General features: G+C 67.1%; 7 protein-coding genes. All 7 read right to left on the bottom strand.

What is annotated here, in order from left to right:
- Nucleotides 1-387: 387 nt before the first annotated feature.
- The gene (locus QK444_RS26600) at nucleotides 388-1230 is read right to left on the bottom strand and encodes an ESX secretion-associated protein EspG (protein ID WP_282784807.1); all 843 of its coding nucleotides are present in this window, start codon (nucleotides 1228-1230) and stop codon (nucleotides 388-390) included.
- Nucleotides 1231-1264: 34 nt separating this feature from the next.
- Nucleotides 1265-1573 carry a hypothetical protein gene (locus tag QK444_RS26595; protein WP_282784805.1) on the bottom strand — a complete coding sequence of 103 codons (309 nt, stop codon included), beginning with the start codon at nucleotides 1571-1573 and terminating at the stop codon, nucleotides 1265-1267.
- A gap of 46 nt (nucleotides 1574-1619) precedes the next feature.
- The gene (locus QK444_RS26590; RefSeq protein WP_282784803.1) at nucleotides 1620-2012 is read right to left on the bottom strand and encodes a hypothetical protein; all 393 of its coding nucleotides are present in this window, start codon (nucleotides 2010-2012) and stop codon (nucleotides 1620-1622) included.
- Nucleotides 2013-2054: 42 nt separating this feature from the next.
- Complete coding sequence (locus tag QK444_RS26585; protein ID WP_282784802.1) at nucleotides 2055-3458, bottom strand: PPE family protein; 1404 nt, start codon at nucleotides 3456-3458, stop codon at nucleotides 2055-2057.
- Nucleotides 3459-3475: 17 nt separating this feature from the next.
- Nucleotides 3476-3793: a PE domain-containing protein gene (locus QK444_RS26580; RefSeq protein ID WP_282784800.1), complete on the bottom strand. Its 318-nt coding sequence runs from the start codon at nucleotides 3791-3793 to the stop codon at nucleotides 3476-3478.
- Between the two features lie 113 nt (nucleotides 3794-3906).
- Nucleotides 3907-7920: a type VII secretion protein EccCa gene (eccCa, locus tag QK444_RS26575; RefSeq protein ID WP_282784798.1), complete on the bottom strand. Its 4014-nt coding sequence runs from the start codon at nucleotides 7918-7920 to the stop codon at nucleotides 3907-3909.
- Nucleotides 7917-8888: type VII secretion protein EccB (gene eccB, locus QK444_RS26570; RefSeq protein ID WP_282784796.1), on the bottom strand; the 972-nt coding region annotated here is incomplete at its 5' end. The genes eccB and eccCa, both read right to left, overlap by 4 nt.

Genomic DNA, 8888 nt, shown 5'->3' with positions numbered 1-8888 from the left:
CGGCAGCTTCTGATTTTTATAACAGACAGCACGTGGGAGCCGCGCTAGCGGCCGGGTTCGACGGCTGGGGGTTCGGCTGGGGGTTCGACGCCTGAGCGTTCGACGCCTGAGCGTTCGACGGCGAGGGACTCGGCGGTTGTGGACTCGGCGGCGCGGCGGACATGTCCGGGGCGACGGCCGAGTCGGCACCGGACCGGGTATCGCCCGGTCCGGTAGGAACCGCCCGCTGCCCAGCGGCATCGGGACCGGTGGCATCGGGGAGCAGGTACGTGCCGTACCCACCCAACGGACGAGCCGAGTCGGCTCCCCGTCCATTCACAGTCGGTGGTCGATTCACCATGTGCCTCTTCCTCGCACGATCATTCGTTCCCTCGCCGCCGCCACCGTTCAGACCCGGCTGGTGTCGAACCAGCTGCGGCTCGGCAACATCTCGACCAGGGCGGCGACACCCGCCGCGACGGTGGCGTCGTCACCCGGGGCGAAGGTCGCCCATTGCTGCCCGTCGTAACCGACGCCGGGCGTCGCGACGACCCGGCCGAATTCGGTGTCGAACACGCTCATACACACTCCCGCCTCCGCGGTCCCGCCGTCGTGATGTTCGAGGACCACCACCTCCGCACGCCGCAGCACCTCTTCGAACACCCGGCTCAGCACACCTGCGGTGTGCGGAACCGCACCCAACTCCAGCAGCCGTTGCTTCCACTCGATCGCACCATCGGACGGCTCGCCACCGAATGCCTCCGGTTCGGCGGTAACCGGCTCGAAATCCAGTGCGGGGCAGGGTCCCAATGCCGCGAGCAGCGCTCCGGCCACCGCAGACAGGTCGCGTGCCTCGTTGAAGATCGGTTGAATCACCACGTGGTCGTCGTACCGCAAGGCCAGCACATGGGTCTCGTCCCGGCGGACCAGCGACATCCGCAGCATGCCCGCCGGAACCTCGTCGGCTCCGGTGTCGATGATCCGCGCGGCGAGCTCCACATCCGGTCGATAGAGGCATTCCAACCAATGCGCGACCTGTGGATGCACCCGGTCGTCCACGAGTACACCCGCCTCGACGAGCTGCCCGCGCACAACAGCGTGCACCCTGTCCCGATCCTCGACTCGGTAGATGTTGGGCATCAGTGCGAGTACGAGCGGATAGGAGTCGATGCCGACCAGCTGCCGAAGCAACAGGGCGGCATCGACATTCAGGTCGACCGCCACCGGATCGAACTCCGTGTCACCTGTCACCGGATCACCTGCCCCCGCGATCGACGCGGAGGAGCTAACCAATCGACAGGAACCGATTGCCCTGGGCGATATCGACGTTCCGCATGTCGCCTGAACTGCCCGAGGTTGTCGAGATCGCCCTGGCTACGGAGCGCATCGTGCTCTCGTAGTTCTGCATGTCGGTGTTGAACTTGGTCCAGATGCTCGAGGCAGCCGTCGACATATCACCTGCGGTAATACTCTCCAGGTTCGCCTTGAGCGACCGCAGGTTGGCGAGATTCTGCTCCATCGCGGAGATCATCCCACCAATTTGCGCGGTTGCTCCATCGACCGCTGTGAAGTTGTACTTCATTCCGCCGGCCATGATTTCTTACCTTTCAACTATTTGAGAATTTCTATTGCGGTGTCGATCACCAGGTATTGGTATCGACCTTGCTGTTCACAGCGGTGTCGGCCACGGTCCAGGTACCGGCGGCGGTGCCGCCATCCAGAATCCCATCGGCTCCCGCGGCCGCGTAGACCCGCGCCTGTGCGTCCAGGTCGGCCATTTCGATCTTGCCACCCGAATCGGTCAGCGCATCGATGATCTGCTGCAGCGTTCCAGCGAGTTTTACACCGGCTGCATGCGCGTTACCGAGGGTGTTGTAGATCGCTTGGCCCGCACCGGCGCTGACGACCGCGGTATGCAGTTCGTCCTGCGAGGAGGCCAGGGTCTTGAGGTTGCCTTCGAGTTCGCCCAGACATGCCGCCGCGTGGGTGGCATTATTGGTGAGAACTTCGGGTTCGGCGTCGAACAATGACATGGAATTTCCCTTCCCGGTTCACTATATTGACCTCGGTGTTACTCACCGGGGGTGCTTCGAAGCGGATGGCACTACACCATCCCTTTCGTCGTCGACGGCGCCGATGACACCGATCGAAAAATTCACTTCGCGGTCAGGTTCCCGGTCGGCATCGAAGTCGCTGCTGGATGTCTCGATGACACCGATGTTCAACGGCCGCTCGAGCACCGGCACGTCAACGGGTGCGCCGGGAATGAAAACTTTCGGCTTCCGCTGCTTCTCGTCCTCTCTTCGGCGCCGCATCCGCGCCGTGGGGGCGCTGACCCCGCGACGCGGAGCTCCGCGGGCGACCGGCGCGCTCGAGGTGGTCGCGGGCGCGGCCCCGAACGCGGTACCGACCCCGGCGGGCCAGCTCGGGGGCATGCGGAACCCGGTCGATGCCCCTGACATGGCGCCGAGGCCACCTCGTACGAGTCCCAACGCCACCATGCTGCCCGCGCCACCGTTGAGCCCAGCCAGTGTGGTCGACTCCATCGAGGTGCCGGGAAATCCCATATGCGCCAGCGGATCGCCGGGAAATTCCGCCAGGCCGGGGTCGGACATCGATGAGATCGCCCGCTCCACATCCGAGATACCGTTCTGGATCTCCGAGCCAGGCTGGCCTGGGTCACCGATGGGCTGCGTGGGATCCGGCATCGAACCACCCGCGTCACCGCCACCGCCGGAACCACCGCCGCTGGAACCACCGCCGCCGGAACCACCACCGCCACCGCCCGAACCACCAGCACCGCCCGAACCGGTCACGGCTGTCGAACTTGTAACAGGAGGCGAACCGCCTGTTTGCGGCGCAACGTAATTCGAGGAGCCGCCGGGAAGGGTGGGTGCGGGACCACCGCCGGCGACGATCGGTGGCGCGGGCAGTGGCGGCGGCAGCGCGGCCAGATGCGCCATCGTCTGTCCCGCGTACCCGTACATCGAGGCCGCCGCCGCCACCCACATGGCCATGTACATGGCTTCATTGGCCGCGAGCAAAGGTGCGGTAGCCGTCGCGAGCGGGCCGCCGGTACTCGCCACCGCGGTCAATGCCGCACTGGCAGCCCGATTGGCCAGGATCAGCGGCAACGGCGGCATGGACGACAGGGCGGCGGTGTACGCCTCCCCCACCCCGGTGGCGTGCGCGGAGGCCGCCTCGGCGACCTGCGCCTGCTGCCGCAGCCAGTTCGCGTGCGCGCGGAACGCGCTCGTGGCCGACGTTGCCGACGGACCCTGCCACGATGCCGACATCGCGTTCATCGAGCCGTCGGACGATGCGGCCGTGCCCGAGAGCGCCGCCGCGATACCGCTGTACCCGGCCGCCGTGGCGGTCATGGGCCCCGGCCCCGGGCCGGTCGAGAGCCGCGCCGAGTTCACTTCCGGCGGCAATGCCGCGAAATCGAGACCCAGCGGAAACAAGAGCAGCGGAAACACGGCACGCTCCAGGGAACTCAGCGAACGAATCCGGCACCATGCGGCGCGACCGCCGCACCGCCCGCCGTGTCGGTGGTCCGATAACTGACAGCCACGGGCACCAGTTCCTGGGCGCCGGCGTGCAGTTCCCGCATCCCTGCCACGGTCGTCTCGAAGAAGGGTGCGGCATATTGGGCGAACGCCGCGGAGGCCAGCATGCTGACCGGGTCCATCGCGGCCGGTACCGGCACAGCGACTCCTGCGGCAGCCGAAAGTACCCCGCCGAGGGTTGTTTCCGCCAGGGACAATTCGGCAGTGGTGATTGGAAGATGTTCCGGGACAACATGCAGAGCCATCGCATGAACTCCTATACCAAACGGATACCACCCCAACCGGGGGGACAATCAGAACACTAAGGCATCCCCACTGATGGGGATACTCGATGACACCGGTGCCGAATCGCCTGCTGTCACTGCCGTTCCGGTTCCCATGCGGCCTGCACCAGATCCTTGCGGGCGTGCAGCGGTTCCACGAATATGCCGCGCCCGGTCGGCTGCTTCATCGGCTTCACGTCACCGATCAGCACGCCGTCGAGTTTCGAGCCGTCCATGATGAGGCCGGAGGAATTGAGGTTCTTCACCTGACCGAGAATGTTGTCGTAGAGCGCCATGTCGGCCTGGGCGATATTGCGAGCCGCGATGACGTGCAGACCGGTATCACGCCCGTCGACGATAATGTCCTTGATCGGGTCGAGCGGATTCATCGCTCCGCGCTGGGCCACCATGTGATAGTCGTCGATGACCAGGAAGATCTCGGGTCCACTCCACCAGGACCGATCCCGCAGTTGCTGCGAGGTCACGCCATCCGGTGCCCGGCGGCTGCGCATCTTGGCGGCGAACGCGGGCAGCCCTTCGGCCAGATCGCGTTCGGAGGTCAGATACCCGATCGATTGCTCCGCGGGTATCGCGTCCATGTGCGCGCGGCGGTAGTCGACCAGCAGGACCCGCGCCTGGTCCGGAGTGAACTGGCGCCTGATCGATTCCAGGAATGCCGCTATCACAGTGGACTTCCCGCTGCCAGAGGAACCGAGCACGATCATGTGTGTGGACACGCCGAAGTCGACAGCGGCCACACTCAGATCGGATTCGCGAAGCCCGAACGGTACCACCAACCGCTGCGCCAGCGTCTGTGGCGATGGGCCGGGATGGATCTCCGCCCAGCTGATCCGGGACGGCAGCAGCTTGACCGCAGGTGCCTTCCGACCGGCATAGACACCGGACAGGTGGTCGATCGCAGCAGCCAGCCCCTCGGCGGCCGATTCCGACTCCCCCACCCCGTCGATGCGCGGTAGGGCCGTCAGCATGTGCAGGGCGTCGGTGGAGATGCAGCGCCCCGGCCGATTCGGCGGAATCGCGGCAACCAGGGCGCGGTGTGAGTTGAAGGCGGTATCGGTGAGATCGCCGAGCCGCATTTCCACCCGGGTCTGCAGCATGTCCTTCATGGCGGGCCGGATCGCGGCCCAGCGTGAACTGCTGATCACCAAATGAATGCCGTAGTTCAGACCTTGGAGGGCGAGGGCTTCCAGCGTCGGCATGTACTCGTCGTAGTACGGACCGGTGACGGTGAATCCGATATCCCAGCCGTCGACTACCAGGAAGACATCACCGTGCTGATCGCGGCCGGTCAGCTCGGCCGACTCCGTGGGCGAAGCCAGTCGTCGCCGGAACTCCCGCATGCTGTCGATGCCGAGCTCGGCGAACAACGCCTGCCGACTCGCCAGCAGATTGTTCACCAGCGCGATGGTGCGCCGGATCCGGTCCGCGTCCCGGGGCAGCGCCACCGAACCCACGTGCGGGAGGTTCCGCAGTGCCGCCAGACCACCGGAGAAGTCCAGGCAGTAGAACTGCACCTGTTCGGGGGTGTGGGTGAGGGCCGCGGACAGGATGAGGGTCTGCAACGCGGTGGACTTGCCCGACTGCGGGCCGCCGACGATGGCCGCGTGCCCACCGGCACCGGACAGATCCATCGACCACACGTCTTGGCGCTGCTGGCGCGGCTTGTCCACGATCGCCAGCGGGATGCGCAGTCCGCCCGGCTCGACGGCGGGGACCAGCCGATCCAGCGTGGGCGCGACATTCAGTGGCGGCAGCCACATCTTGTGCGCGGGCCGGCCGTGCCCGGCCAGCTGTTGCAGCACCGTCTCCATCACGGTGACCGCTTCGCCCTCGGGCTCCGGCTCCGGCGTCGTCGGCTGCTCCGGTTCGGGCGCCGGTGGCCGGATGTCGGCGACCGCGGCCGCCGTGAACAGCTGCGGCGGCCGATAGCCGCCGCCCGGTCGGCGGGCCCGATTCGAGGCCGCCGAACCGGCCGAGGCCGGGGTCGGCGCGGTCCACGACTCGCCGACGTACGCGGCCTGGAATCGCTGCAGCTCACCGGCACCGACGCGCAGGTACCCGGAACCGGGTTTCTTCGGTAGGTGGTAGGCGTCCGCGGTGCCGATCGCATCGCGCGAGTCGCTGGTCTGGTTGGTGCGCAACGCAACTCGGTACGACAGGTGCGCCTCCAGTTCACCCATCCGATTGGAGGGCACCTTCTGCGAGGACAGCAGCAGGTGGATGCGCAGCGAGCGGCCCAACCGCCCGATCGCCACGAACAGTTTGGCGAAATCCGGGTACTGCTCCAGCAATTCGGCGAACTCGTCGAGAATGATGAACAGGGTGGGCAGTGGCGCCAGGTCGGCGCCCTGTTCCCGGGCCTTCTCGTAGTCGGCCACATTGGCGAAATTGCCCGCGTCGCGCAGAATCCGCTGCCGGCGCGCCATTTCGCCGTTGATCACGTCCTCCATACGAGTGACCAGGTCGGATTCTTCCTCCATATTGGTGACCACGGCCGTCACGTGGGAGAGGCGGTCGAAGCCCAGGAAGGTCGCGCCACCCTTGAAGTCGACCAGCAGCAGATTGAGGGCGTCCGGCGAATGGGTGGCGACAGCCGACAGCACCAGGGTGCGGAGGAACTCGGATTTGCCGGATCCGGTTGCGCCGATGCACATTCCGTGCGGGCCCATACCCTCCTCGGCGGATTCCTTGATATCGAGGAACACCGTCGCACCCGCCGGATCGTGGCCGAACGGGATGTTCAACCGGGCGCGGTCGCTGTCCCGCCGCGGCGGCCACTGCCGGTCGATGCGGATCGCCCCGGGATCGGCGATGCCGACCATCTCCTGCCACGATGTGCCACCGCTGGCCTGCTCGGCGGCCACGGCCTCCACCACCGACGACAGCCGGTACGGGGAAACGCTGCGGGCCAACGCGGTCATGGCGGACACCGATATCCGGTCGGCGATGGCGACCTGCCGGGTGGACCGCGAGGTCACCTCCCGGATGGTCCGGTCGGCGTCGACGGTGAATCGCAGCGAGCGCGGCAGCGGTTGTTCCGTCGCACCGAGCCGGATCCAGGTGCAGCCGTCGATACCGGAGATATCGCGTTCGTTCGCCGAGCCACCGACATCGACGATCAGCACGAGATGCTTCTTGTCCACGGCGGGTTCGGCGGTGGTGGAGAACGGGCCACGGTTGAACTGGGCCAGCACCTTGGTCCTGATCTCACCGACGGTGCGGTAGACCATCCGGCCGGAGCCGATGCCGTCGGTGGCGTCGCGATGTTGACTGTGCGGCAACCATTTCAGCCAACCCCACTCCGGCGCGTCCGGATCCTGCAACGCGGCGGCCACCGCCACCTGGTCCGGTCCGTGCAGGACGACGATCTCGGCAAGCATCGCCCGCACCAGCGCGGCGACCGCGTCCTGGTCACCCTCGAAGATCACCTGGGGCGTGGACAGCAGGTTCATCGCCACCGGCATCCCGCCGACGGTGGAGTACGCCTTCGCGAAGCGGGTGATCTCGACGACGCCCACCGGATCGAGGTCGGAGGTGGGCGCCGCCTCCGGCACGATTACCCGGACCTGATTGGCGATGCGCCCCAAACCGATTCGCACGCGCAGGAACTGCGGGTGCGGCGCCTGGATCTCCCACATCCGCTTGCCGCCGACGAGCTTGCCGATCTCGTCCGGCCCCGGGTGTGAATACCGCAGGAAGCGGTGCAGTTCGGCTTCGGCGTCGTGCACGGTCTTGCGATGGTCGGTGATACTGCGCAGATAGTCCTTGCGGTCCTCGTTCACCTCGGCGGCGGAGCCCTTGTTGCCGCCCCCGCCCAGCCCGCCGCTCATCATGCCGACCATCGACACCATCATCATCATGGGGAAGAACAGCATCATCGGCGACATGGCCCGCCCGCCGCGGAACATCATCACCATCATGCCGACCATCGCGGCCACCATGACGACGGGCAGGATCATCTTCAGTTTGGACGGCGGAACCGGCCGGGGCAGTTCGGTCGGCGGCTGTAGTTTCAGCTCGGCCACCGCCGGAGCCTTCGGCCCGGTCACCATCCTGGCGGGCCGTACGAACCGTCGCGTCGTGGTCATCGATCGTCCCCGAATCCGACGCCGGTGTCGTTGGAGGGTATGCCGTCGTGCTGGATCCGGGCGTCCACCTCGGACAGCGTGGGTCCCACCGCGAACAGCGAGACGATCGACCACGGGGCGGGCACCGGGGTGCCGAGGTTCAGCGCCCGCAGTGTCGGATCCGCCGACGGCGATCGACCGGGCTCGACGGCAATGCCGTAGCGGACTCCGCTGTCGGAGATCCACCACAGCGATTCCCGCAGCCCGGATCCGGGATCATCACCGGTCACCTGAATGAATCGCCCGCTGGTGCGCGGCAGGTAGGCGGCATCGGCGGTGGTGCCCGCCGAACCGGCCGCGGTCACCAGCCCGACCGGCAGCCGCTGTTCATCGGGGGCGAGCGGCAGCTGCCGGCCCACCAGCAGATCGATCATGGCACTCGGTTCCGTGTCGAGACGCTCCCAGGACAAACAGGTCACCGCGTGCGTCGAGGTGTCCACCAGACGGACGGGACGGCGGGGGTAGTGCTCGGTCCCCGGCCAGTCCCCGGGCCGTAGGTTCGCGGCGATCACGCTCGGGCTCACCGTCTGCGACGAAATGGCGCCGCGCACATCGAAATTGCGCACCATCGCCGCGAGCACCGGGCTCACCCGGACCGCGCCCGACGACGAGACCAGGTAGTACTCCGCGCCCCGGTCCGGCTGCGAGACCGTCAGCACCGACCCGACCGGCACCGTCAGGCCGGTCGAAAAGGTCATGCTGGTGCCGAAATCGGGAATCTCGGGCACCCGGAGAGCCGGAACCTCGGGTATCGCTTCGATCAGTCCGTCGGAGGCGGGCATGACGGGTGCGGTGGCGTCGAGCCCGAGGGCCAGGGTCACCGCGGAGTCGGCGAGGTCGATCATGGCGCGCACCGCGCCGTTCGCACCGTCGCGGTACACCAGCCAGATCGTGCGCCCGTTGCGCATCAGCCGCGCCTCGTCCGCCTC

It is taken from the genome of Nocardia sp. CC201C, from assembly GCF_030010695.1.
GTDB lineage: Bacteria > Actinomycetota > Actinomycetes > Mycobacteriales > Mycobacteriaceae > Nocardia > Nocardia otitidiscaviarum.
This window is presented reverse-complemented; position numbering and strand designations above follow the sequence as displayed.